Here is a 25,820-nt window from a genome sequence, read left to right as displayed (position 1 = left end):
GGCGGGAGCTGAACAGATAGGCTGTACCTGCGAGCCACGGCAGCCGGCCGTCGGCGACCTACCTCAAGGAGAATAAACGTGGCACAGTCCAAGTTGGATGCCGTCATCGCCCTGGCCAAACGCAGAGGATTCGTCTTCCAAGCCGGAGAGATCTATGGCGGGTCCCGTTCGGCCTGGGACTACGGGCCCTTGGGCGTTGAGCTCAAGGACAACATCAAGGCCCAGTGGTGGCAGACCTTCGTCCGCGGTCGTGAAGACGTCGTCGGACTCGATTCCTCCATCATTCTGCCTAAGCGCGTCTGGGAGGCCTCCGGACATGTGGCAACCTTCGTCGATCCGCTCGTCGAATGCCTCAACTGCCACAAGCGCCACCGCGAGGACCACCTCGTCGAAGCCTATGAAGCCAAGCACTCGAAGACACCCGAGAACGGTATGGCTGACATCGTCTGCCCCGATTGCGGGAACCGTGGACAGTGGACAGAGCCGCAGGAGTTCTCCGGCCTGGTCAAGACCTTCCTGGGCCCGGTGGAATCGGAGGCAGGTCTGAACTATCTGCGCCCCGAAACCGCACAGGGAATCTTCGTCAACTTCAACAACGTCGTCACCGCGGCGCGGAAGAAGCCGCCTTTCGGGATCGGCCAGATCGGCAAAGCCTTCCGCAACGAGATCACTCCCGGGAACTTCATCTTCCGCACGCGTGAGTTCGAGCAGATGGAGCTCGAGTACTTCGTTCGTCCCGAAGAGGCCGACGACTACTATCGCGAGTGGGTCGAGGCCTGCTGGAACTGGTTCATCGATCTCGGCATCTCCGAAGACAACGTGCGCCGCCTCGACGTTCCCGAAGATGACCGGGCACACTACTCCTCGGGCACGATCGACGTTGAGTACCGCTTCGGCTTCCAGGGATCGGAATGGGGCGAGCTGATGGGCGTGGCCAACCGCACCGACTACGACCTCGGCACCCACACCGAGGCTTCGGGTGCGAAGCTGCAGTACTTCGATCAGGCAAGTGGCGAACGCTTCACTCCCTACGTGATCGAACCGTCCTTCGGTCTGACCCGTTCGATGATGGCTTTCCTCGTCGACGCCTACACCGAGGACGAGGCGCCCAACACCAAGGGCGGCGTGGACAAGCGCATCGTGCTTAAGCTCGATCCGCGCCTGGCTCCGGTCAAGGCGGCCGTGCTGCCGCTGAGTCGCAACGAGAAGCTGACACCGGCGGCCAAGGAGCTCGCGGCTCGTCTGCGCAGGCGTTGGAACATCGACTTCGATGATGCCGGCGCGATCGGTCGTCGGTACCGCCGTCAGGACGAGATCGGCACCCCGCTGTGCATCACGTTCGACTTCGACTCGCTTGACGACAACGCGGTCACGATCCGCAAACGCGACGATATGAGCCAGGAGCGCGTCAGCCTCGATCAGGTCGAGAACTACCTGTCCGAGCACCTCGGCATCTGATAGTCCGCTGGTGTCTGACCACCAGTTGGAGCCTGTCACCGGTGGCTCCGGAGAATCGGGCCCGGTCGGTCGTGAAATCGACCGACCGGGCCCGTTCGGTTGCGCTGCCGTGGGCTCCATCATTGACGGCACCATCATTGACATCGCCATTCAATTCGCGCACCGCGAACAAGTCACAACGAGCATCGACACGAAGGTCCGCCATGCATATGACGCTCCAAGGGAAGCCCACAGCCTCGCCGAGGGTCCGCCTGATCATGATCGTGTGTCTCCTTCCGCTTGTCCTCATCACGATCGGGGGCCTGGTCCTTCTGTGGCCGCAGGGACCGGAGCAGGACCTGCCCGGCGGCGGACCGATGACGAACACCGCGCCGGGAGTCTCCCACGCTGAAGCCAGAGTCACCGCCGTGGACGCGTCGAACTGCGAGACCAGTGAGCCCGATCCGATGCTCGAAGCCGACTGCATGGAGTTCACGGCCGAAGTGGATGGGCAGGAGGGGAGCCTCTACGTGACTCCCGACGCCATCGTGTCCGGGGTCGGTGTCGGAGATTCGCTCAAGGTCCTCGACTTCACGAAGTCGACTGACCGCGCAGAGACCGAGACTGACTATGTGTTCATCGACTACGACCGAGATGTCCCGATCCTTGCCTTGGCGATCATGTACGGAGTCGTCGTTCTCGCCGTCGCAGGCTTTCGAGGCCTGCGTGCATTGACAGGCCTCGCCTTCGCCGGTGTCGTGTTGATTGTGTTCATGCTCCCGGCGATCCTCGACTCCAAGCCGCCGATCCTCGTGGCAATGGTCGCGGCGAGTGCGATCATGGTCATCGCCCTGTACCTTGCCCATGGCGTGTCGACGCGCACGACCACGGCACTTTTCGGGACCGTCGCCGGCATCGTCATCACGGGGCTGCTCGGGGCCTGGATGACGTCCTGGGCCAATCTCGGCATCGCCTACTCCGAAGAGGGATTCCTCCTCACCGGCACCACGGACGTGTCGTTGGCTGACCTGATCGTCTGCGCGATCCTCGTGACCGGACTCGGTGTTCTCAACGACGTCACCATCACCCAGGCGTCGGCAGTCTGGGAGCTGGCCACAGTGGCACCAGATCTCAAGTCCGGGCAGCTCTTCGCCCGAGCGATGCGCATCGGCCGCGACCACATCGCCTCGACGGTGTACACGATCACGTTCGCCTATGTGGGGTCCGCGCTGACCACACTCCTCATCGTCTCCGCCCACGACCAGTCGTTCTTCGAGACCCTGACACTGGGGGAGATGGCACTTGAGGTCGTGAGCATCCTCGTGTGTTCGATCGGCTTGGTCATCGCCATCCCGCTGACGACTGCTTTAGGGGTGCTCGTCGTACGATCGGGCCTGCGACCGCCGCCACGCGTTGCACCGTCGCAGAGCAGCAGCCCACCTTCGCAGAAGCAGAACTCCGCGACTGACCCAGCTCTGGACTGACCAGCCCTGGGCCGAGTCACCAGCTCTGGAGGGACACTCGGCGACCTTGGGCCGGCTCCGGCAGCGGTGGGAGGGCGGCGGCCGAAGCACTCCGGCCCATCTGCGTGTGGAAGCATGACATGCAGTGTGGCTGCCCGCTATGAAACTGCCCCGACTCCTCAAAGAGGAATCGGGGCAGTTTCCATGCGAGCGAGCTTCAGGCTGCGATCAGAGCTTCGTCCAGGCTTCCGAGAGGACGCCGCGGATGATCTGCTCCATCTCGTCGAACTCCTTCTGACCCACGGTCAGGGGAGGCGAGAGCTGGATGACTGGGTCCCCACGGTCATCGGCGCGGCAGTACAGGCCGTTTTCATACATCTTCGCGGACACGAAGTTCTTGAGGATGCGCTCCGACTCCTCCTCGGTGAAGGACTCCTTGGTGTCGCGATCCTTGACGAGTTCGATGCCGTAGAAGAAGCCCTCACCGCGAACGTCACCGACGATCGGCAGGTCCTTGAGCTTTTCGAGCGTGAACTTGAACGCGGCAGCGTTCTCGTGGACGTGGTCGTTGAGCTTCTCCTTCTCGAACACGTCGAAGTTTGCCATCGCGGCGGCACAGGCGACGGGATGACCGCCGAAGGTGTAGCCGTGGTAGAAGGTCTCCTCGCCACCGGGGCCGAAGGGCTCGAACAGGCGATCCGAGGCGACCATCGCACCCAGCGGAGCATACCCTGAGGTGATGCCCTTGGCGCTGGTGATGATGTCGGGGACGTAGCCGAAGTCGTTGCAGGCGAACATGTCGCCGATGCGACCGTAGGCGCAGATGGTCTCATCGGAGACCATGAGCACGTCGTACTCGTCGCAGATCTCACGCACCCGATCGAAGTATCCGGGTGGCGGTGGGAAGCAGCCGCCGGAGTTCTGCACCGGCTCGAGGAATACGGCCGCAACCGAATCGGCGCCTTCGAACTCGATGGCTTCGGCGATGCGGTCGGCTGCCCAGCGGCCGAAGGCCTTCTCATCGTGGGCGTAAGGCTGCGGCGAACGGTAGAAGTTCGTGTTGGGCACCTTGATCGCACCAGGTACCAGGGGCGCGAACTGTTCACGCAGATCCGGCAGAGAGGTCACGGACAGGGCGCCGTGCGGCGTGCCGTGGTAGGCGGTGGCGCGCGAAATGATCTTGTGCTTGCCCGGCTTGCCGGTGATCTTGAAGTAGTTCTTCGCCAGCTTCATCGCGGACTCGACCGAATCACCGCCGCCGGAGGTCAGGAAGACGCGGTTGAGGTCGCCGGGAGCGTAGCTGGCCAGGCGCTCTGAGACCTCGATGGCCTGCGGATGGGCGAAGGACCACAGCGGCATGAACGGCAGCTTCAGCGCCTGATCGTACATCGCCTTCGCGATCTCCTCGCGACCGTGGCCAACCTGGACTGTGAACAGTCCAGCCAGGCCGTCAAGGTACTTATTGCCCTTGTCGTCGAAGATGTGGTGGCCCTCGCCACGGGTGATGATCGGTGCTTCACCACCGTTGAACAGTGACTGGTGCGGAGCCATGTGCATCCACACGTTGTTGCGGATGGCATCCTGATAGCCGGTGCCAGCTCTGGTGACATTCTCTGTCATCGCGTCCCCCAATTGTATTTTTGCTTTTCGAGTGAGAGGTACATGAAGAGCTCCGTGTCCACGACTGCGTCGATCGAGCGGAGCTCTTGGTTGACGAATTCGATCAGGTGGCGATCCGATTCGCAGACGATCTCGACCAGGATGTCGAACGACCCTGCGGTGACGACGAGATAGTCGATCTCGTCGTATCCGTGAAGTCTGTCGGCGACCTTGGAGATATCGCCCCGAACCTTGACTCCCACCATGGCCTGTCGGGCGAAGCCCAGACTCAAGGGATCGGTCACGGCGACGATTTCCATCACGCCGGAATCGATGAGCCTGGAGACCCGCTGACGGACTGCGGCTTCGGACAGCCCGACAGACTTGCCGATGGCCGAATATGACTTGCGTCCATCGTGCTGCAGCTCGACGATGATCGCTTTCGATTTCTCGTCGAGATTGCCCAGGCGGTGACTGCTTCCGCTCGGCATCAAGTGGGCCATTCCTCACCTCCGTGATTTGGGTCTCAGCACAATCTATCATCAATTCAGTCGGAATGCGCATCCTGGCGTGCGAATTCCGTCGAATCCGAAAAAGATTGATTCTGGATTCGTCATGAATGTGCGTTTCTACGCGCGACAACACGCGTGTCGCAGTGATTGACACGGTGTGATGCGGCTCACCACACTGTAATCATGAATGAGGGTGAGCTGTTCTACGCCGGAGAAGACAACCGGCCGGATGTGCAGGGAATGCGGCCCGGTGCCCGGCAGGGCCGGGCAGGACAAGAAGTCAGAGCTCGCCCACAGCCGCGGCCAGGCGAGGTCGACACGATCGGCGCGAACAATCTGTGGTTCTCCCCGGATGAGTACTTGGGGCGCATCGCCTCGGTGCGCAATCGGATGGTCGATCAGGGACTGTCTGCGCTCATCGTCACTGATCCGGCGAACGTCTACTATCTGACCGGCTACAACGCCTGGTCCTTCTATACCCCGCAGCTGCTGTTCGTCCCGGCCGCGGGACCGCTCACACTGTTTCTGAGGGACATGGACGCCAGGGGAGCTGCGCACACCTCGTGGCTGCCGCCCGAGGATATCGTCGGATATCCCGAACGCTATGTGCAGAGACCCCACATCCACCCGTTCGACTGGGTGGCCTTCGCCCTCCGGCAGCGTTGGGAGGTCGCACGGGCGTCCTCATCGCCGGTCGGCGTCGAGATGGACTCGCACTTCTTCTCGCCGCGAGCTTTCCGATCGCTGGTCAACGGCGTGCCTGAGTGGAGGCTCGTCGACTCCTTCGAGCTGGTCAACTGGATCAGGGCGATCAAGTCTCCGTCCGAGGTGGCGCTGATGCGCAATGCCGCCGAGGTGACCACGGAGTCGATGAACGCGGCACTGGGGACCATCGGGGTCGGTATCGCGCAGAACGAGGTGGCGGCGGAGATCGCGGCTGCGCAGGCTCGCGGACGCGGCAGCTCCTGGGGTGACTATCCGGCCATCGTTCCGCTGCTGCCCACGGGGGAGAGCGCCGATACTCCGCACCTGAGCTGGACGGACCGCAAGTTCATCGACGATGAGTCTGTGAGCATTGAGCTTGCCGGCGTCCACCGCCGATACCACGTGCCCTTGGCTCGGACTGCCGTGGTAGGAAAGCCGAAGCAGGAGCTCATTCGTCTCGAAGGTGTCGTCGCCGAGGCGCTGTCCGCTGTACTCGAGGTCGCCGCACCTGAGGTGGCCACCGCTGAGCTCGCCCGGACCTGGAATCGGGTGCTGGCGCTGGCGGGCCTGGAGAAGCCGAGCCGTCTGGGGTACTCAATCGGAATCGGCTATCCGCCCGATTGGGGCGAGCGCACGATCTCGATCAGGACCGAGGACGATCAGTTCCTCGAGGCGGGAATGACCTTCCACCTCATCTGCGGAATGTGGATGAACGGGTACGGCTATGAGCTGTCCGAGTCCATTCTCATCACCGATACCGGGTGTGACACATTCACCGCATTCCCGCGTGAGCTGATCCGGGTCTGACAACCACCTCGGCGGCGGCAGATCGTTCTGGATCTCAGGCCATGAACTGGATCCAGAGACCGAGCGCCACCGCGTTGACTCCGGCTACAGCCAGGGCCCGACCCTGAACCCAGGCGATGTCATTCGCCGAGGCGGGCGCCGAAGGTTCAGCCATCTGGACCGACATCGCCACACGTGGAGGGGCAGCCAGTGCTGCGAGCGAGGCGGCGGCGTTGCCTGCTGCCACCACGGGCAGGGATGGAACGTGGGACGATGTCGCAACCGCGTCGATGGTGCCGGTGAACATCGAATTTGCGCCGGTGTTCGAGCCGGTGACTACGGCTCCGATCGCCGTCAGCCAAGGTGTGAAGAGGACGAGTCCGGCGGGCACAAGCGTCCCGATGGCTGCGCTCATACCGGTTGTCGTCATGATCCATCCCATGAGCATGAACGCGGCAGTTCCGGCGCCGATGGGCAGCCAGGAGCGGACAGCGGACACCGTGACACTGCTGCGAGAGGTGACTCTGAGTGCGGCGATCACACAGGCGGCGGCCAGCCAGAACGGGGGAGAGGCAACGATCTGAGTCAGCAGCGAAGGGAACGCCGACTGCAGCGTGCGTGCGATGAGCAGGCCCACGGTGAGAGTGGTGTAAGGCAGGACCGCCAGGCCCAATCTGTGAGTGAAGCCGGTTCTGCGGCGGCGGATGATGAAGAGGGCGCCCATCGCAGCGATGACGAGGAGTGAGCCGATGATGCCGGCCGGGGCCATGCCGACCAGGATGTTCGCGGCGAGGATGCCTGCCCACAGGAGGGCTGCAGCGGCGCCGATTCCGAGGCAGGAGGTCAGTCCGGGTCGCATGACGAGGATCACCGAAATGGCCACGATGATCACCGGTATCGCATTGATCCACGCTGTTGCCACACCGAGATCGTCTACGTTGACGCCGGTGAGTGCGGCAGCGACCGTGGTCCCGGGGCCGAGTGCGCCCCAGGGTACGGCGATGAGTCCCAGGAGTCCGAGGATCGCCGATTGACGCAGCGAACAGCCGAGCAGTCGGAGAACGGGGACTCCGATAGTCACCCCGATGCCGAAGCCGGTGACAGATTCGGCGAATGGGACGAGGCCGAAGACGACGAGGGCCACCCCGAGTGGTCGACTGGGTGCCGCCGATTCGACCCAGGCGGAGATTTCGCCCATCGAGCCTGACGCTTCAAGCAGACGAGCGAGGACCATGCCGAAGAGGAGGATGAGGGCGACTTCGAGAACGAGGGGGAAGTAGTCCGCCCCGGATTCGAGCAGAACCGATATAGGTGTCGGAAAGAAGAAGATGACTGCAAGACCGGCGGCGATGACCCCGGCTGCGGCGGAGATCCACGAACTGCGCTTGAGGATGAGCAGGGCGATGGCGAGCATAATGGGGGCAAGCGCCAGCAGTGGAGTCATATGAGAAGTTCCATCATGTGAATAAGTTTATATTGATGGAACTCACTCTACTATTCAAGAATAAACTATGATGTCACAATGGCGAACACAGAGGACCTCGGAGCCCGAGTATTCGGCGCGCGGATCAGAGCCCGCCGCAAGTACAACGACCTGACGCTCAACGAACTCGCACTCCGTGCTGGAATCTCCCGGGCGGCACTGTCGAAGATCGAACGCGGCGAACAGGACACGTCGGTCTCGAACGCCATGGGCCTCTCCCGGGCACTCGGCGTCGATGTGGGAGAGCTCCTTGCCCCACCGGAGGTGGTCATCGCCCCGAGCAGCTCCATCCCTGCCCACAGCGGATACGGCAGGGGCACCCTGCGGCGAGATCTTCCCGCGCCGCAGCAGAATATGGAGGTCGTCCACTACAAACTCGATCCGCACTGCGAAACCGCGTCGTTCGCGGCCCACCGCAGCGGCTCACGTGAGTCCTTCTTCGTCCTCGCCGGCACGATCGAAATCGTCACCATCGATCGCCGGACGACTCTGCGAGCGGGAGACTGTGCGCAGGCGCCGGGCGATGTTCCCCATCAGCTGTCCAACCCGGGTGACGAGCCGGCGGAACTCATGCTCATCATCGTCTGAGACGGCAGAAGGGTCTGAAGGCGCCCTTGACGAAACGAACCGACCTCGGGCATCCTGGTGCTGATCCATTCCCGGCGAAAGACAGTCACTTCGTGAAGTAGTTCCTCATTTCCGCATCACGCGGGTGCAACGGACCCGCATCGCACTTCTGTGCACGAAATGAGGACACACATGACTGCTGCCGTATCCATCTCCGATCTCGGCTACCGCCTCGGCGACGACACCGAGATCTTCACATCGCTGAGCGCCACGATCCCTGCTGCCACCGTTGGCCTGGTCGGCGACAATGGGGTCGGCAAATCCACTCTCGCCAGGACCATCGCCGGTCTGCTCAGGCCCACTGCCGGGAACATCACCGGTGCCGAGGGGGCCGTCTACATCGATCAGCTGCTGCCGCACACCGAGGACAGCGTCGCCTCGGCGCTGGGAATCGCCCCCGTCAGGACTGCACTGACGAAGGCCCTGGCCGGGCAGGCCCAACCCGATGACTTCGACGTCATCGGTGATGACTGGGACATCGAAGAGCGGGCGCTGAGTGCTCTGGCCGATCTCGGTCTCAGGCTCGACGCCGCTGCCCTGGACCGCCGGCTGTCCACCTTCTCGGGAGGTCAGGCCATGCGCATCGGTTTGGCCAGAGCCGCGCTGGCTGGCGACCGGTGGCTGATCCTCGACGAACCCAGCAACAACCTCGACGGGGCAGGGCGTCGACGCCTGGCCGCTCTGCTCAAGGACAGGATCGGACCGACCCTGGTGATCTCGCACGACCGCGCACTTCTGTCGACGGTCTCGGCGATCGTCGAGATGACCGACCAACTGCGGGTGTACGGAGGAGACTTCGACGACTACGAGGCCATGGTCGCGGCCGAGGAGGAGGCGAAGCTCGCCGACGTCGTCGATGCCAAGAAGGCCCTGGCGATCGAGAAGCGCCAGCGCATCGAACTCGAGACGAAACTGGCCCGATCCGACCGAAAGGCGGCCAAGGACAAGGAGAACAAACGTCGACCGAAGATCGTCATGAACGGTTTGACGGACTTCGCCCAGAAGAGCGCAGCGAAGCGTCGAGGAGACAAAGCCGCCGACGAGGAGCAGGCCCGCTCCTCTGTTCGCTCTGCCAAGGACGCCCTGCGCAGGGACTCGAGCATTCGCCTGGATCTGCCGGAGACCTCGATCCATTCCGGTAAGCGAGTACTCGACATCTCCAGGGGAGTGCTGGACCAGCCGCGCACGGTGGTCGGACCCGAGCGCATCAGGCTGACCGGCGCCAACGGCTCCGGGAAGTCGACGTTGCTGACCGCAATCGCCGGCAGACACGACACAGGTGCGCCGATACACGAGCTGTTTCCGAACATGTCGATCACAGTTTCGGTCCCGATCGGCATCCTCGACCAGCAGTACAGGCTGCCGCCGACACTGACCGTCATGGAGGCGGTGAGGGAGAACAACCCCAGTCTCGGCCCGCACCGCGTCCACGAGGTATTGGCTGCGATGGGGCTGCGAGCGGGCCGGACCGATCAGCTCTGCTCGACCCTGTCGGGAGGGGAGCGGTTCCGTGTCGCACTGGCGACGAGTCTGCTCCAGGACCCCGCTCCGCAGCTGCTCGTACTCGACGAGCCGGGCAACAACCTGGATCTGTCATCGCTGACCGCACTCGTGACCGCCCTGGACGGATTCGGCGGATCCATGATCGTGGTCACCCACGATGATCGTCTCGCCGAGGAGCTGCATCTCGACGTCGAATGGGACATCCGGGAATTTCTGGCCCAGGAACAGGTTGAAGCGGACAGGGCTGAGAAAGAGACGGAGGGGCCATATGCACGATCGTGAGTCGGCGGCATCTGCTTGTGCAGGTGTTCCATCATTTGACGGCACGGGGATAATGGCATGGTGAGTGTCATCAGCCCTGCCCCAGAATCCGCATCCCCAGCCACCGTCGAGCCTCTGCGCATCGGCCCCATCGAGCTGTCCTCGCCGGTGGTGCTGGCACCGATGGCGGGAATCACCAACACCGCCTTCCGTCGCCTGTGCCGCGAGTACGGAGCCGGTCTCTATGTGACTGAGATGGTGACGTCAAGGGCGCTTGTCGAACGCAGTCCCAAGAGCATGCGGATCATCCAGCATGAGCCGTATGAGACCCCGCGCTCGGTGCAGCTCTACGGCGTCGACCCGGAGACGATCGGGCAGGCCGTGCGGATGCTCGTGGACGAAGACCGCGCCGACCACATCGATCTCAACTTCGGCTGTCCCGTGCCCAAAGTCACCAGGAAGGGCGGGGGCTCGGCCCTGCCCTGGAAGAAGGACCTGTTCAAGGCCATCGTCACCACGGCCGTGACCGAGGCGGACCGCGGCGGCATCCCTCTGACAGTGAAGATGCGCAAAGGCATCGACAAAGACCATCAGACCTTCCTCGACGCCGGCGAGACGGCCCGCAATGCGGGAGTGGCAGCGATTGCCCTCCACGGTCGATCCGCGGCGGACCTGTACTCCGGCCAGGCCGACTGGGACGCCATCGCCCGACTCAAGGACCACCTCGGCGACACCGTTCCGGTTCTGGGCAACGGTGACATCTTCGCGGCAGAGGATGCACTTGAGATGATGCGCCGCACGGGATGCGACGGAGTCGTCATCGGCCGAGGATGCCAGGGTCGGCCCTGGCTGTTCGGTGACCTCGCCAATGCACTCAACGGCAGCGATGAGCGCTTCCGACCCGGCCTCGCCGAGGTTGCACGCGCCGTCTACAAGCACGGTGAATACCTCGCCGAATACTACGAGGACGAATTCTACGGAGTCCGTGACCTGCGTAAACACATCGCCTGGTACTTCAAGGGCTATCCGGTCGGGGGAGACCTGCGTCGTCAGCTGGCGATGGTCTCTTCGCTCGAAGAGCTCGAGGGGCTGTTGGCCCAACTCGATCAGAACGCACCGTATCCTGGTACGGATGCGGAAGGCTCCCGGGGGCGGACCACCCGCCCGAAGAAGCCGCATCTGCCCGAAGGGTGGCTCGACTCCCGCGTCTTCGATGTCAGCGGGAAGTCTCTGCTCTCCGAGGCGGAACTCGACATCTCGGGAGGATGACAATGCCATTCGAATCTCACCCACGCACATCGGTGCGCTCGGGGACCGTGGCGACCTACACGCCATGGGACGAGGAACGATGGGTGAGCGAACCGGCGAAGAATCCACGCCGCTCGGCGTTTCAGCGCGACCGGGCACGGGTTCTGCACTCCGCGGGTCTGCGCCGACTCGGCGCCAAGACTCAGGTCGTCGAACCAGGCACTGACGATTTCGTCCGTACTCGGCTCACGCATTCCCTCGAGGTCGCCCAGGTCGGACGCGAACTCGCCCGCTACCTCGGCTGCGACCCCGATATCGTCGACACCGCCTGCCTCAGCCATGACCTCGGCCACCCACCGTTCGGTCACCACGGTGAGACCATTCTCGACGCACTGTGCATCGACATCGGCGGATTCGAGGGCAATGCGCAGACCTTGCGTCTGGTCACCCGGATCGAACCGAAGGTGATTGCCGATGACGGTCGCCCGGCCGGGCTCAATCTGACACGCGCGAGCCTCGACGCGCTGACCAAATACCCGTGGTCGCGGAGCGAGGCATCCGTCGGTCGGCGTGACTCCGGTGTCAGGAAGTTCGGCGTCTACGACGACGACAGAGGAGTCTTCGACTTCTACCGCGACGGGATCGAGAACGGAAAACGATGCATCGAAGCTCAGGTGATGGACCTCGCCGATGACATCTCCTACTCCGTCCACGACGTCGAAGACGCGATCGCCGGCGGCCATCTGCACCTGGGAGACTTCGCTGCCGCGAACCGCCGCGGAGAGCTCTTCGACATCACCCGGAAGTGGTATCTGCCGACCACGAGCGATGAGGAGATGGACAAGGCTCTGTCGAGGCTGCAGGCCGCAGCATACTGGCCTTCGGAGACCTATGACGGATCCAGGCAGGCCCAAGCGGCACTCAAGCACATGACGAGTCAGCTCATCGGACGGTTCGTCGGTGCAGCGGAGGCCGCAACCCGTGAGGAGTACGGTTGGGAGCCCTTGTCTCGTTACGCAGCCGCCCTCGTGGTCCCCGAACCTACGGCTGTCGAGATCGCCGTTCTCAAGGGAATGGCGACGCTGACGGTGATGGTCGCCGAGGATCGTCTGCGTCTCCATGACATCCAGTCCGCCGTCATCACCGAGCTGTCCCAGTGGTACTCCGAGTCGCCGACCAACCTCGAGCCGATGTTCAGGGCCGATTACTTCGAGGCCGCCGACGATGCGGCCAGGCTGCGTGTCGTCGTCGATCAGATCGCATCTCTGACCGATCATTCCGCCTGGGCCCTGTACCACCAGCTCAAAGCAGGGGCGGAGGATCGTCTCTAGACCATGGCCGGACTGATCAGACGCGAGGACATCGACGAGCTTCGAAGTCGAACCCGCATCGACGAGGTGGTGGGCGAGTTCGTCACGCTCAAGACCGCTGGAATCGGCTCGCTCAAGGGCCTCTGCCCCTTCCATGATGAGAAGACCCCGTCGTTCACCGTTCGTCCTCAGGTCGGGATGTACCACTGCTTCGGCTGTGGTGAGTCAGGCGACGTCTTCGCTTTCCTGCAGAAGATCGAGCAGCTCAGCTTCGTCGAAACCGTCGAATCTCTGGCCAGCAAGATCGGGATGCATCTGCGTTATGAAGACGGCAAGGGGCCCGATCGTGAGCAGGCCAGCCGGCGCCAGCGGCTGCTGGAGATGCACGAGGTCGCGCAGCGCTTCTTCACCCAGTCGTTGGAAGGCGAGCAGGGGCAGATCGGTCGGGAGTTCCTCGAGGGCCGTGGCTTCCCCAGCAGCTCGAGCCGGGAATTCGGTCTCGGCTTCGCACCCAAGTCCTGGGATTCGCTGACCAGCCAGCTCAAGCGAGCCGGTTTCAGCGAGGAGGAGATTCTCGCCGGAGGCTTGGCCAGTGAGGGTGGCCGCGGCATCTACGACCGTTTCCGGGGCAGGGTCGTCTGGCCCATCAAGGACATGACCTCGCGGACCATCGGTTTCGGGGCCAGGCGCCTGTTCGACGACGACCAGGGTCCGAAGTATCTGAATACTCCGGAAACAGCCCTTTATCACAAGAATCAGGTGCTCTACGGTCTGGATCTGGCCAAGAAGTACATCGCGAAGACTAAGCGCGTGGTCATCGTCGAGGGCTATACAGATGTCATGGCCGCACACCTGGCTGGAGTCACGCAGGCGGTGGCCACATGTGGAACGGCTTTCGGGCCCGAGCATGTGAAGATCGTGAGGCGACTGCTCGGCGACGACCCGACGGGACAGGTGATCTTCACCTTCGACGGAGACGCAGCCGGACAGAAAGCTGCACTGCGGGCCTTCGAGTTCGAGAGTGAGTTCACCGCCCAGACCTTCGTCGCAGTCGAACCAGACGGGCTCGACCCCTGTGACCTGCGGATGGCGAAGGGCGACGGTGCGCTGCGCGAACTCATCGACGGGCGCAAACCGCTCTTCGAATTCGTCATCACCACCGCGATCTCTCGCTACGACCTCGACTCGGTCGAGGGCAGGATCGCTGCAGTCAAGGCCAGTGCCGAGCTTCTGACCGACATTCGTGATCGCAACAGCCTCAGCCACTACTATCGCTTTGTCGCCGGCCGCATCGGCGTCGACATCGACGAGGTGGAATCCGCGGTCAGGGATGCCCGAAAGAGGCCGAAGAAATCGCAGCCTCACCCGTCTCGTCAGACTCAGGGCGGATCACCGCAGGCCCTGCAGGAGACTCCGCCCGGACCGGCTCAGGCACCGCCCGGACCGGCTCAGGCACCGCCCGGACTGGCTCAGGGACCGCCCGGAGCTCAGCGGGTTCCCTCCGGCGCGCAGCAGACGCAGATGAACGGATCGCAGGGTCAGTCTGTCGCGTGGAAGCAGAACCAATCGGCACCGGAGCAGGCCCGGCCAGGGCAGCAGGCGCCCGGAGCGCAGGCGCCAGGACCGGCGCTCGGAGCGCAGGCGCAAGGGCAACCAGCACCCGGCTCCGCAGGGGGAGTCGCCGGCAAGGACGACACCGCCATCGAATACGTCTACGATGAGCGCCCAGACGTGTCGAACCTGTCGGCCCCGATCAGCCCCGCTCGCCTGAAGACGGAGAAGGGAGCCCTGATGGTGGCGCTGCAGCATCCCGAGTTCGTCAATGCCAAGCTCTTCGACTCCCTGTCTGCCCGAGCCTTCGAGCACCCGGGCTATCGCCGGATTCAGTCCGCGATCAAGGCTGCCGGAGGACTGAAGTCAGCCGGAGGTGTGAACTCAGTCGGATCCGCCGACGCCACGCGCTGGGCGGAAGCCGTCCTCGCAGCCAGCGACGAGGACCTCAGGCCCTATGTCATGCAGCTGCTCGTGTCTCCCTTACCGGTGGCAGACGGTGTCAGCGCGGAGGGATTCGCCAGAGGCATCGTGGCCCGCCTCTTCGACTACGACCTCGAACGGATCGCCAAGGAGCTGCACTCACGGCTGCAGCGCCAGGACACAACGGACACCGATGCGCAGACGACGCTTCTGGGGCAGCTGCAGGTTCTCGAGCAGCACAGGGCACGGTTGAAGACACTGATGTGAAGGTGGCGGTTCTCGCCTGAGAACGTGAAATAGTGCACAATTGCAATTTTGCAGTTGGTGTAAAGTTGCATGAGATGCAAAAATAGTCTCATGCGTGAATCCGAACCCGAATCCCTCCGCGCCAAGAAGGCGCGTCAGACTCGTCATGCGCTGCATGACGCGGCAATCACTCGGGTTCTCGATGAGGGGCTCGAATGCGCGACGGTGGCGAACATCGCCGCCGACGTCGGCGTATCCACAAGAACCTTCTTCAACTACTACGCGACGAAGGAAGACGCCATCGTCGGACTCGACGAGTCCAATATCGACGCCAAGTTGGTTGATGACTACGTCCACTCTGATTCAGGGGTGGAGGATCTAGCCGAGGACACTGCCCGTTTCGTCCGCGAAGTGCTGCTCATGGGTTCGATGGATCCCAGCCTGCCGGCCCGGCGCAGGAAACTGTTCGCCCGCTATCCGGAGTTGGTCAGCAAGCGCTTCGATCGGGCCGAGGCTCTTGAAGAGCTCGTGGCCGCACACGTGTTGGCGCGCCTGCGCTTCCTGGGGCAGGAGTTCTCCACCGAAGAATCGGCCTGGCGCAGCGCCAGGATGCTCACCCAACTGTGCCGGGTACCCCTGAATCACGCTGGCCAGACGCTCAAGCGCTCACCCGAGCGCATTGACGAGAAGTCCGGCACGCAACCACTCTTCGAAGAATCATTGGGACTCTTCCTCAAGGTTCTGGACCGACTATGACAAAGGCTGAAATGAGAAGTAATCAAGGACTGAGGATCGGCGAGATGCCCAAGACCCCGGAAGACCGCAGCGAACCCGAGCAGATGAAGACATCTGCGATCATCCTGCTCTTCGTGGGACTGATGATCGCCATGTTCATGTTCTCCCTCAATCAGACGGTGCTGGCGACCGCCCTGCCGACGATCGTCGGTGAACTCGACGGTGTTGACCAGATGCTGTGGGTGTCCACAGCGTTCATGCTCGCCTCGACGATCATGATGCCCATCTACGGCAAGGTCGGCGACCTGTTCGGCCGCAAACCGCTCTTCATGTTCGCGATCTGCTGCTTCCTGCTCGGCTCGGTCTTCGCACTCATCGCAAACGACATGTCGATGCTCATCTTCGGTCGTGTGCTCCAGGGCATCGGCGGCGGCGGCATGATGATCCTGTCGCAGTCCATCATCGCTTCTGTGGTCCCAGCCCGTGAACGCGGCAAGTACATGGGCATCATGGGTTCGGCCTTCGCCGTGTCCTCAGTCGCCGGCCCACTCATCGGCGGTTGGCTGACGGAAGGTCCCGGCTGGCGCTGGGCCTTCGCCATCAACTTCCCACTGGGCATCATCGCTCTCTTCGCTGCCGCCTTCTTCCTCAAGGTGCCCAAACGCGCCCCCGGGCCACGTCCGAAGATCGACGTCATCGGCATGGCCCTGATCTCGATCGTCACTTCCTGCATCGTCCTCGTCTCCGCGTGGGGCGGACACGACTACGAATGGGGATCGTGGCAGATCAACGGCCTCATCATCGTCGGTGCCCTCGCGATCGTCGGATTCATCCTCGTCGAACTCAAGGTCAGCGAGCCGGTCATCCCGATGTACCTGTTCAAGAACCGCGACTTCCTGCTGTGCACCGTCGCAGGCCTATTCATCGGCGTCGGAATGTTCGGCGTCCTCTCCTACATGCCCACCTATCTGCAGATGGTTCACGGCATCGATGCCACAGTGGCCGGTCTGATGATGGTTCCTATGATGGGCACGATGCTCATCTCCTCGACCCTCATCGGCTTCGTCGTCTCCCGCACCGGCAAGTACAAGAAGTATCCTCTTATGGGCATCCTGATCATGGCCGCCTCTCTTGTGCTGCTGTCGCAGCTCAAGGCAGACAGTGCCGCTTGGGAGACAATGGTCTGCTTGGCTCTGCTGGGACTCGGACTGGGACTGAGCATGCAGACCCTCGTGCTCGTCGTCCAGAACGCATTCCCCGTTGCCATGGTCGGCACTGCCACAGCATCGAACAACTACTTCCGCCAGGTCGGAGCGACCTTGGGTATGGCCTTCATCGGCTCGGTCTTCACGCAGCGCCTCCTGGACAACATCAAGGACGGCATGGGCGAGCTGGCGAAGGCCAATCCCTCGCAGCCGGTGCCCAAGGTGTCCTCGACGGGGCTCACACCCCAGATCGTCGCCGACATGCCTGAGCCGCTGCACACTCTCATCATCACGTCGTACAACGACGCCTTGGTGCCGCTGTTCCTGTGGGTTGCCCCACTGGCAGTCCTCGGGTTCGTCTTCCTGTGCTTCCTGCCCAACACACCGCTGGCGCAGACCTTGAAGGCTGACCCTGCGAAACGCGAACTCGTGCGTGTCGGCGCAGACTCATCTGCCAGTCTGACCGACGGTTCCCAGAGTCGCACCGACTCATCCGATAGTCTGGCTGAGAAGGCTAGGCTGAAGGAGTCGACTCATGACGGTACTGACCATACTCAACGCTCCCGGGACGGAGATTCCGGATCAGCTCACTGACCTCGGTCGGAAGGAGGACGTCGAGCTGCGGATCGTCGAGGCCCAGGAGTTGGGCTCCGCTCTCCCCGGCACCGATGTCCTCCTACTCTGGGACTTCTTCTCGAAGGCGCTGCGCAGCGAATTCGGACACGCTGACAGCCTGAAGTGGATCCACGCGGCCGCGGCGGGGGTGGACTCGCTCTTGTTCGACGAACTCTCGGCTTCGGAGGTCGTGGTCACGAATGCACGTGGCATCTTCGATCGTCCGATCGCGGAATTCGTGCTCAACTACATCCTGATCCATGCGAAGAACTCGCTGCGATCACTTCAGGATCAACGGGAGTCCGTCTGGAACCGTAGATCGACCAAGAATCTGGCCGGATCCCAGGCACTGATCGTCGGCACAGGTTCGATCGGCCGGGAGATCGCCAGGGTCCTCAGCGCCCTCGACGTCAATGTCACCGGCGCCGGCAGCCACGCACGGACCGGAGACGCTGACTTCGGGAGCGTCGTCGACTCATCTCAACTGAGTTCTCACCTGTCCGGCGTCGACTGGGTCATCAACATCGCGCCGCTGACGGAAAGAACGAAGAACCTCTTCGACGCTGAGGTGTTCGCCGCCATGGACTCAAGCGCCTACTTCGTCAATGTCGGTCGTGGTGAGGGTGTTGTCACCTCCGACCTCGTCAACGCGCTCGAATCAGGCCAGATCGCCGGTGCAGGGCTCGACGTCTTCGACGAAGAGCCGCTGCCAGCCGAGCACCCCTTGTGGCAGGCCGACAACGTCATCGTCACCCCGCACATGAGTGGGGACACAGATGGATGGCGTACACGCCTGGCCGACCAGTTCGTCGACCTGTTCGAGAAGTACGCGGCAGGTGAGACGTTCCCGCATACGGTAGATAAGGCGGCGGGCTACGTACGATGACCGAGAAGTCAGACCATGCTGCTCAGCGGGCGTTCCTCGCTCAGGTTGTCAGCGAACTCATTGCGGTGCGCAGAGCACGACTGCTGAGCATGCTCGTGTTGGCCCTTGCCATGCTCGTGGCCGGTCTCGGCGCGGCGATGCAGGCGCAGGGGACCCGGGTGGACACGGTTCTGCTGTTCTCCGCATTCAGTCTCATCATGATCGGAATCGTCTGTGCGTTGGGTGCGATCATCGCGTGGACGAGGATCAATCGTGACGTCCTCGACTCAGTCGCCTCCGCCAGACCGGCCCGTGCCCGCGCACCCAGAAGCCGGAACGCGGGTATGGCTGTGGCGATCGGCTTTGCGGTGATCGGGCTTCTGTTCGGATGGATGCTGTTCTCGATGACACCGATCTTGGCAGTCGCGGTTGTCCTGGCATGTGCGATCCTGGCCTGTCTGGGACCTGTGTGGGCCAATGAACTCTCCAGCGCTGATGATCGCTTCGCCGTGATTCTCGACAGCGACGACGAGCTGGCCAATCGCTTCCGCACCTATACCCCGATTTGGCTTCACGACGCGTTCGAGAATGAGAAGGCAGACAGGGGCAGAGACCGACCCTGAACAGGTTCGCCGGTCACCGGTCGCTTACTGGCAGGGCATCTCGGCCGCAGTAGGAAGAAGAACAGCAGTAGGAAGAAGGGCACTCGAGGCGAGCCGACACTTTCAGACAGCGAAGCGCCCGCAGCCATTCAGGCTGCGGGCGCTTACGCATGAGATCAGATGGTCGGATCGATCCGATCAGGGGAACGCAGGAACGTCGACTCCGGCCATCTTCGCCACACAGCGAATGACTTGGCAGCTGTAGCCGAACTCGTTGTCGTACCACACGTAGACGACGACGCGGTCGTCATCGACGATTGTGGCGAGGCCATCGACGACGCCTGCTCGCTTCGATCCGACGAGGTCGCTGGAGACCAGTTCGGGGGAGGAGACGTAGTCGATCTGATTGCGCAGCGGCGAATTCATCGAGGTCTCACGCAGGAACCCGTTGAGCTCATCGACGCTCGTTGCATTCTCAAGGTTGAGGTTGAGAATGGCCATCGACACGTTCGGGGTGGGAACCCGGATCGCGTTGCCTGACAGCTTGCCTTTGAGCTCTGGCAGAGCCTTCGCCACGGCCTTGGCCGCTCCGGTTTCGGTGAGCACCATGTTGAGGCCGGCAGCGCGGCCACGACGGGAACCCTTGTGGAAGTTGTCGATGAGGTTTTGGTCGTTGGTGAATGAGTGCACCGTCTCGACGTGGCCGTTGCGGACCCCGTACTTGTCATGGAGAGCCTTGAGCACCGGGGTGATCGCGTTCGTGGTGCACGATGCGGCCGACATGACAGTATCGTCATCGAGAATGGCAGCGTCGTTGACACCGTAGACGATGTTCTTGACGTCGCCCTTGCCCGGTGCAGTGAGGATGACCTTCGAGGCGCCGGGGCACTCCAGATGCTTGGACAGACCTTCTTCGTCACGCCATTTGCCGGTGTTGTCAACGATGACGGCATCGTTGATTCCGTACTCGGTGTAGTCGACCTGCGAGGGATCGTTGGAGTAGATGACCTGGATCAGCGTTCCGTTGGCCTGGATCGTGTTGGCCTCTTCGTCGACGACGATGCTGCCATCGAAATTGCCGTGCACGGAGTCACGTCGCAACAGCGATGCGCGCTTGACGATGTCATCGTCGCTGCCCTTGCGCACGACGATTGCACGCAGGCGCATACCTGTGCCGCCAGCACGATCGATGAGGATGCGGGCCAGCAGACGGCCGATGCGACCGAAACCGTAGAGCACGATGTCCCGAACTGCACCGTCTTCGCCATTGGTACCCGCGACTGAGGCGAGTTCGGCGGAGAGGAAGTTCTCAACGGAGTCGGACTGCTCCTGCTGCTTCTGAATCAGACGACCCAAGTCGATTCGGGTGGGGCCCAGATCGAGCTCGCTCAGAGCCCGAACGATCTTCAGAGTCACCTCGATGTCAAGATCCTCGCCGAGGAAGTGGCGGGCGTAGCGATGAGCCTTGATCATTCCGATCACTGACTTATTCAGCAACGATCGGCCGAACAACGTCAGCAGCACGTCGTTCTCACGGTACAGGCGTCCGGTCAGTGGGATGAGTTCTTCGGCGGCAGTCTGCTTGTTCGCCCATTCGTTCAGGCGAGCCGTCGTTGCGTCAGTCAAAGGTCGTGTCTCCTCGGTCAGTTAGCGAATTCTCGCCCAGTCTAACGGGTTGTCTACTCGCGTTTCGTCTGGTGCTCGTCGAAGCGTCGGAATCCGAGCAGTGTGAGTGCGACGATGCCGGCGCCGGCCAGCAGCGCGCCCAGGCTCTGGATCTGGACGCGGGGCTCGACGAAGCGGTATTCGGGCGAGGAGTCCTCCTGGAGACGAGGTGGGTCCGCGGTTCCGATCCAGGCCGCGACGAACAGGATGATCCGGGCGAAGATATTCATCGTCAGCATGATCGCGATGATCGATCCGAACACACCAGCGGCCTTGTTGCCGGAGAAGATGTCGATGAGGACAGTGGCCAGGTTGATGAGAATCGTGAAGGCCACAGCACCGAGGAGCGAGCCCCTGATCTTGGCTCTCTTGCCCACAGGGTGGTCGGGCAGCATGGTGAAGAGGAACATGAAGATCAGCCAAGCGGCGCCCAGCGTGATGATGAACGGCACCACTCTGATGACCAATGACCCGAACCCGCCGAGGTGGAGCATCTCACTGATGGCCGATCCCAGACCGGTGCCGACGACGGTCAATGCCACCGTGAGCAGCAGGCCGATGATGAGTCCCAGGAGAGTTGCAACGTTGTTGAGGATCTTCTTGACGAATGACTTGTTGGGCACGACATCGTCGAAGTCTGCGTGCAGCTGTGCTCTCACTGCAGCACCGAGGTTGCCGATGAATCCCTGGCCCGTGTAGAGAGCGGCCAGGATGGCGATGATGCCGACCGACTGCCAGCTGGTGAGGAAGCTCTCCAGCTGTTCCGTCAGCGATGAGTTTCCGCCCACCCGCTTCTCGATCTGCTCGACAACCATCGGAAGAAGGTCCGGACGTGCAACGTCGAGAACGAAGCCCAGACTGGCGAAGGTGAACATCGCGATCGGCATGACTGCGAGGACCAGGAAGTAGGTGATGGCTGCACCGAACTGATTGCCCAGCCGATCGCCGAAGCGTTTGACGGCGCGCATCAGGTGGGCGGGTCCCGGCTGGTTGATAGCGGTGTGGCCGACTTCGGCGACCGTGTTGCGTGAGGCCAGTACTTTGGCTGGTGCCACTTCGTGCTCCTTCGATCTTGACCCGCAGGTGTCTGTTTCAACACTAGCCGCTGGGAGGGACCTGGGAGTGTTGGGCCGCGCCTGTAATCTAGACTTTTGCCCATGCCGACACCAATTTCGACAGTCCTGCCTACCGATCTGACGTTGTCGGCAGGCTCTTCAGCGGCAGACAATCTCAGCGGCTTCTCTGCCTGGGCCGTGAGGCTCATGGAGACGCTGGGCCCGATCGGTGTCGGCTTCTTGGTGTTCTTGGACAACATCTTTCCGCCGATTCCCAGCGAACTCGTGCTGCCGCTGGCGGGCTTCACCGCCAGCCAGGGAAGCATGAACATCGTTCTGGCGATCATCCTCGCCACAGCAGGCTCCGTCGTGGGTGCAGTCATCCTGTGGGCGCTGGGCAAATGGATCGGCCTTGAGCGCATCAGCCGCATTGCCGTGAAGATGCCGCTGGTCGATGTCGCTGACGTGCACAAGACGGTTGGATGGTTCGACAGGCACGGTGACAAGGCAGTCTTCTTCGGCCGGATGGTCCCCATCTTCCGGTCTCTGATCTCCATCCCCGCTGGCATGCGGAACATGTCGATCATCAAGTTCCTGCTGCTGACCACAGCTGGAAGCGCAATCTGGAACACCATCCTCATCGTCGCCGGCTTCTACCTCGGCGAGAACTGGTCGGTTGTGGAAACCTACGCAGGCTACTTCCAGACGCTGGTCATCGTTGCCGTGATCGTCTTCGTCGCGGTGTGGATCGTGATGAAGGTCCGCAAGCGCAGGAGGGCAAAGGCTGTACCGGGCACCGAGGCCAGCGGTGTTCACACAGAAGGCCGCGAGCGCACCGAAGGCCCAGCCGGTCTGGACGAGGCCTGAGTCCTCGGTCTGGGGGCTGAGCCATCGGCTCGCATCACTGCACGGTCTGCATCACTGCACGACCCGCAATCCTCGTTACAGCCAAGCGGCAGCGGTGTGCTCCTCCGGAACTTCCTCACCGGCGCGGACAGGTCCGGGGGCTGTGCCGTCGCCGAAGGGTGCGCCACCCAGCCTCTCTCGGCCATGAGGCGAGAGCCAACCGGCGAGATCGGGGCCCTTGGGAACGATCTGCGTCGGGTTCACATCGGCGTGGACGATGTAGTAGTGCTGTTTGATCTGAGTGAAGTCCACGGTGTCTCCGAATCCCGGAGTCTGGTAGAGATCGCGGGCATAGCCCCAGAGGTTCTCGAAGTCCCGCAGCGTCTGTCGATTGCACTTGAAGTGTCCGAAGTAGACGGGGTCGAAGCGAACCAGCGTGGTGAATAGACGGACATCCGCCTCGGTGATGGAGCCGCCCATGAGGTACCGGGAATTGCTCAGACGTTCCTCAATCGTGTCGAGTGCAGCGAACAGTCGGTCGAAGGCAGCTTCGTAGGCTTCCTGAGAGCCGGCGAAGCCACAACGGTAGACCCCGTTGTTGATCTCGGTGTAGATCAGGCGCATGACCTTCTCCATCTCCGCCCGAGACTCTTCGGGCCAGAGATCCGGGGCGCCCTCTCTGTGATAGTGCTTCCACTGAGTGGAGAAGTCCTCGGTGATCTGCGGGAAGTCGTTCGTCACGACAGCACCACTGGCGATGTCGACCATTGCAGGGACGGTGATCCCACGGGGGTAGTTCGGGAAGCGTGCGAAGAACGCCTGCTGCAGACGTTCGATGCCCAGCACTGGGTCGATTCCGCCGGGGTCGAGATCGAAGGTCCAGGACCGAGCGTCGTGCGTGGGACCCGGCATTCCGATGGAGATGACGTCCTCGAGGCCCAGCAGCCTGCGGACGATGATCGTCCGGTTCGCCCACGGGCAGGCGCGAGCGGCAATGAGCCGGTAGCGACCGGGTTCGACCGGCCACTGCGAGTCGGGATCGGCAAGGATCCGGTCTTCGATGTAGTTCGTGTCCCGGGCGAATTCCTCACCCTTGGCCACGTAGCTGTTCATCTGGCTGTTGTCATCGGACACGGTCCACTCCTTCGCTCAAGTGCCACAGTAGTCTCCTTTGAATCCCAGGCTACGTCTCCTTGCGGGCCTGCGTCGCCTCGCCGGCTGTGGTCAGTCGGCGTAGAGACCGTCGATGTCGGCGGCGAAGTCCTTGCCGACGAGGTGACGCTTGACCGACTGCTTTGCCGATAGGTAGCCGTTGTCTTCGCTGAGTTCGACGGGCAGGATCGTGAACTTCTTGATGCCCTCCGCCCGTGACACGGTTCTGTTGACGTTCTCGACTGCCTGCTCGATGGTGGCTCTCACGGTTTCGTCGGCAGAAGCCTGGCGCAGGTCCATCTCCGGCAGATCATGATTCTTCAACCATGTCGGCAGCATCTCAGAGTCGAGGAAGATGAGCGCGGAGATGAACTTCCGGTTGTCACCGACGACGACGGGCTGGCCGATGAGCGGGTGGCGGCGCAGTGCATCTTCGAGAGGTGCCGGCGCGATGTTCTTGCCGCTCGACGTGACGATGAGCTCCTTCTTGCGGCCACTGATCGTGAGGTAGCCGTCCTCGTCGAGAGAACCGAGGTCGCCGGTGGCGAACCATCCGTCGTGGAATTCCTTGTCGGTGGCCTCGGGATTGTTCCAATATTCGCGGAAGACGGGGACGCCCTTGGCCAGAATCTCTCCATCGGGTGCGATCGCCACGCTGACACCGGGAAGGGGGACGCCGACGGTGCCGATCTTGGACTTCTCCGGCACATTGACAGTGATCGGGGCGGTCGTCTCAGTCAGGCCGTATCCTTCGAGGACGACGAGGCCGACTCCGCGGAAGAAGTGGCCGAGGTGGGCACCGAGGGGGCCGCCGCCGGATACCGCTGCACTGACGTTGTTGCCCATGACCGTACGGAGCTTCGAATACACGAGCTTGTCGAAGAGCGCATGCTGCAGCTTGAGCGCGACCGGGACCTTGCCGGCATCCGTGGCCTTGGAATAGGAGACCGCGACCTGTTCTGCTCGACGGAAGATCTTCTCCTTGCCGCCGGACTGGGCCGTCGCCAGTGCCGAGTTGAAGACCTTCTCGAAGACACGAGGAACTCCGAGGATGAACGATGGACGGAAGCTGGCAAGCGCGTCGGTGAGCTTGGTCAGGTCGGACTGGTGGGCCAGCAGAGCGCCGGAGCTGATCGCAAGGACCTCGATGAAGCGGGCAAAGACATGTGCCTGCGGCAGGAACAACAGGGCGCGCATGCCTCCGGTGAAGATCTCGGGGATCTGCTCCTGAGCAGCCTGCACCGTCTGCACGAAGTTCCCGTGTGTGAGGACGCAGCCCTTGGGCTTGCCGGTGGTGCCGGAGGTGTAGATAAGAGTGGCGACCGATTCGCCGGTGACCTGTGAGCGCTGAGCTTCGAGGGCGTCATCGCTGATCTCTCGCCCGGTCGTTTCGAGCTCGGCGAAGGCTCCTTGGTCCCACACCCACAGCTGTGGAGCCGCGATGCCGGCGGCGGCCGCGGCGGCTTCGACCCGGTCCGCATGCTCACGTGTGCTGACAAGACCTCGGCCGACTTCAGCATCTTTGATCATCCAGGCCAACTGGTCTTCGGAAGAAGTGTCGTAGAACGGAACCGAGATCGCGCCGGCGAACCACACGGCGTAGTCGCTGAGCGTCCATTCGAAGGAGGTGGGACCGAAGATCGCGATTCGGTCCCCGACCTCGACCCCGGAAGCAATGAGTCCCTTGGCTGCTGTGCGGACCTGGGTGAGGAATTCGCCGGCGCTCACTTCCTCCCAGCCGTTCTCAACTGGTTTGGCCAGCAACGGCAGATTCGTGTCCTCGGCGACCTTCGCGAGGAAGACATCGGTCGTCGATGACGTCGTATCAACCTTGAAGTCGACGACCGGGGTCGTGGATTGGGGCATTGTCGCTGGGCTCATGAGGTCTCCTTCGTGACGTAAGTTACTGCCCGGTTATCCTACTGG

The 25,820-nt window shown here is 62.5% G+C and carries 20 protein-coding genes; 13 read left to right on the top strand and 7 right to left on the bottom strand.

Going from position 1 to position 25,820, the window contains the following annotated elements; all coding sequences use genetic code 11:
- Positions 1-78 precede the first annotated feature (78 nt).
- Entirely contained in the window at positions 79-1,458 is a 1,380-nt protein-coding gene (locus FO013_RS07165; protein ID WP_143921856.1) for a glycine--tRNA ligase, read from the top strand.
- A 203-nt stretch (positions 1,459-1,661) separates the two neighbouring features.
- Positions 1,662-2,921, top strand: a complete 1,260-nt coding sequence (locus FO013_RS07160) for a YibE/F family protein (protein ID WP_143921855.1) — start codon at positions 1,662-1,664, stop codon at positions 2,919-2,921.
- 207 nt (positions 2,922-3,128) lie between these two features.
- On the opposite strand, the gene FO013_RS07155 is transcribed toward FO013_RS07160, so the two are convergent.
- Together FO013_RS07155 and FO013_RS07150 are read right to left on the bottom strand one after the other, a co-directional pair.
- On the bottom strand, positions 3,129-4,520 hold the full coding sequence (locus tag FO013_RS07155; RefSeq protein WP_143921854.1) for an aspartate aminotransferase family protein: 1,392 nt from the start codon (positions 4,518-4,520) through the stop codon (positions 3,129-3,131).
- Positions 4,517-5,002 (bottom strand): Lrp/AsnC family transcriptional regulator, encoded by a 486-nt coding sequence (locus FO013_RS07150; RefSeq protein WP_096167274.1) that lies wholly within the window; start codon positions 5,000-5,002, stop codon positions 4,517-4,519. Before FO013_RS07150 ends, FO013_RS07155 begins: the two co-directional genes overlap by 4 nt.
- A 192-nt stretch (positions 5,003-5,194) precedes the next feature.
- Between FO013_RS07150 and FO013_RS07145 the strand changes: the two genes are divergently transcribed.
- Positions 5,195-6,523, top strand: coding sequence for a M24 family metallopeptidase (locus tag FO013_RS07145; RefSeq protein WP_186293010.1), 1,329 nt, complete (start codon positions 5,195-5,197; stop codon positions 6,521-6,523).
- A gap of 34 nt (positions 6,524-6,557) precedes the next feature.
- On the opposite strand, the gene FO013_RS07140 is transcribed toward FO013_RS07145, so the two are convergent.
- Entirely contained in the window at positions 6,558-7,946 is a 1,389-nt protein-coding gene (locus FO013_RS07140; protein ID WP_143921853.1) for an L-lactate permease, read from the bottom strand.
- A 78-nt stretch (positions 7,947-8,024) separates the two neighbouring features.
- On the opposite strand from FO013_RS07140, the gene FO013_RS07135 reads away from it, so the two are divergent.
- From FO013_RS07135 to FO013_RS07095, 9 genes are all read left to right on the top strand, one after another.
- Positions 8,025-8,573, top strand: a complete 549-nt coding sequence (locus tag FO013_RS07135; protein ID WP_143921852.1) for a helix-turn-helix domain-containing protein — start codon at positions 8,025-8,027, stop codon at positions 8,571-8,573.
- 171 nt (positions 8,574-8,744) lie between these two features.
- Positions 8,745-10,397: an ATP-binding cassette domain-containing protein gene (locus FO013_RS07130; protein WP_143921851.1), complete on the top strand. Its 1,653-nt coding sequence runs from the start codon at positions 8,745-8,747 to the stop codon at positions 10,395-10,397.
- Positions 10,398-10,454: 57 nt separating this feature from the next.
- Positions 10,455-11,645: a tRNA dihydrouridine synthase DusB gene (gene dusB, locus FO013_RS07125; RefSeq protein ID WP_143921850.1), complete on the top strand. Its 1,191-nt coding sequence runs from the start codon at positions 10,455-10,457 to the stop codon at positions 11,643-11,645.
- Positions 11,646-11,647: 2 nt separating this feature from the next.
- A complete protein-coding gene (locus FO013_RS07120) occupies positions 11,648-12,955 on the top strand; it encodes a deoxyguanosinetriphosphate triphosphohydrolase (protein WP_143921849.1) in 1,308 nt (435 codons plus the stop codon).
- A 3-nt stretch (positions 12,956-12,958) separates the two neighbouring features.
- Positions 12,959-15,175 carry a DNA primase gene (gene dnaG, locus FO013_RS07115; RefSeq protein WP_143921848.1) on the top strand — a complete coding sequence of 739 codons (2,217 nt, stop codon included), beginning with the start codon at positions 12,959-12,961 and terminating at the stop codon, positions 15,173-15,175.
- A gap of 90 nt (positions 15,176-15,265) precedes the next feature.
- Positions 15,266-15,910, top strand: a complete 645-nt coding sequence (locus FO013_RS07110; protein WP_143921847.1) for a TetR/AcrR family transcriptional regulator — start codon at positions 15,266-15,268, stop codon at positions 15,908-15,910.
- Between the two features lie 11 nt (positions 15,911-15,921).
- On the top strand, positions 15,922-17,688 hold the full coding sequence (locus FO013_RS07105) for an MDR family MFS transporter (RefSeq protein WP_260848036.1): 1,767 nt from the start codon (positions 15,922-15,924) through the stop codon (positions 17,686-17,688).
- Positions 17,630-18,595 carry a D-2-hydroxyacid dehydrogenase gene (locus tag FO013_RS07100; RefSeq protein ID WP_143921846.1) on the top strand — a complete coding sequence of 322 codons (966 nt, stop codon included), beginning with the start codon at positions 17,630-17,632 and terminating at the stop codon, positions 18,593-18,595. Before FO013_RS07105 ends, FO013_RS07100 begins: the two co-directional genes overlap by 59 nt.
- The gene (locus FO013_RS07095) at positions 18,592-19,197 is read left to right on the top strand and encodes a hypothetical protein (RefSeq protein WP_143921845.1); all 606 of its coding nucleotides are present in this window, start codon (positions 18,592-18,594) and stop codon (positions 19,195-19,197) included. The genes FO013_RS07100 and FO013_RS07095 overlap by 4 nt, the downstream gene beginning before the upstream one ends.
- A gap of 177 nt (positions 19,198-19,374) precedes the next feature.
- Here FO013_RS07095 and FO013_RS07090 read toward each other — a convergent pair whose 3' ends face one another.
- Positions 19,375-20,802: a glyceraldehyde-3-phosphate dehydrogenase gene (locus tag FO013_RS07090; RefSeq protein WP_143921844.1), complete on the bottom strand. Its 1,428-nt coding sequence runs from the start codon at positions 20,800-20,802 to the stop codon at positions 19,375-19,377.
- A gap of 53 nt (positions 20,803-20,855) precedes the next feature.
- Positions 20,856-21,896 (bottom strand): YhjD/YihY/BrkB family envelope integrity protein, encoded by a 1,041-nt coding sequence (locus tag FO013_RS07085; RefSeq protein ID WP_143921843.1) that lies wholly within the window; start codon positions 21,894-21,896, stop codon positions 20,856-20,858.
- Between the two features lie 102 nt (positions 21,897-21,998).
- Here FO013_RS07085 and FO013_RS07080 point away from each other — a divergent pair, with 102 nt between their 5' ends.
- Positions 21,999-22,763, top strand: a complete 765-nt coding sequence (locus FO013_RS07080; protein ID WP_222103586.1) for a DedA family protein — start codon at positions 21,999-22,001, stop codon at positions 22,761-22,763.
- Positions 22,764-22,838: 75 nt separating this feature from the next.
- Here FO013_RS07080 and FO013_RS07075 read toward each other — a convergent pair whose 3' ends face one another.
- Positions 22,839-23,855 (bottom strand): glutathione S-transferase family protein, encoded by a 1,017-nt coding sequence (locus FO013_RS07075; protein ID WP_143921919.1) that lies wholly within the window; start codon positions 23,853-23,855, stop codon positions 22,839-22,841.
- A gap of 111 nt (positions 23,856-23,966) precedes the next feature.
- Positions 23,967-25,775: an AMP-dependent synthetase/ligase gene (locus FO013_RS07070; protein ID WP_186293009.1), complete on the bottom strand. Its 1,809-nt coding sequence runs from the start codon at positions 25,773-25,775 to the stop codon at positions 23,967-23,969.
- Positions 25,776-25,820 lie beyond the last annotated feature (45 nt).

This window comes from Brevibacterium aurantiacum (assembly GCF_007558825.1).
In the GTDB taxonomy this organism is placed as follows: Bacteria; Actinomycetota; Actinomycetes; order Actinomycetales; family Brevibacteriaceae; genus Brevibacterium; species Brevibacterium aurantiacum_A.
This window is presented reverse-complemented; position numbering and strand designations above follow the sequence as displayed.